Source organism: Campylobacter sp. RM9333, assembly GCF_020137705.1.
In the GTDB taxonomy this organism is placed as follows: Bacteria; Campylobacterota; Campylobacteria; order Campylobacterales; family Campylobacteraceae; genus Campylobacter_E.
In genome coordinates, this window is sequence record NZ_JACGAY010000064.1 from 1 (window position 1) to 417 (window position 417).

General features: G+C 19.9%; 1 protein-coding gene. It reads left to right on the forward strand.

Annotated features, from left to right (window positions below):
- Positions 1-124: 124 nt before the first annotated feature.
- Positions 125-417, forward strand: a 293-nt coding sequence (locus AVBRAN9333_RS09460) for a hypothetical protein (protein WP_336609915.1), incomplete at its 3' end; no start/stop codon positions are given.

A 417-nucleotide genomic window follows, 5' to 3' on the forward strand; every position in this document is an offset into this window, starting at 1 on the left:
AAAAATATTTAATTATCCATTTTAAATTCTAAGAATTTAAAAATCATATTTTAACTTTTAAACACATTTATAAACCAAGAAATATTCTTAAATAATGCTATGATATGAAAAATAAAGGAGAGTTATGTTTAAAATATTAATGATTTTACTAATTACAAATATTTATTTATATCAAATAAATAAGTTAAAAATAGAGCTAGATAGTATTTATAAAAGCTTTCCTTATATTACAAAAGAAATAAAGCAAGACCAAGATGAATTTCTAAAAAGCATTAGTGATTGCAAAGATGATAATAATTGCATTATAAATTCTTATAAAGCTAGAATAAAAGAGCTTAGCACTAGTCTTGAAAACTCAAAAACCTATCCTAAAGAATTAATAGAACATATAAAAATAATTCAAGAAAACTCAACTGA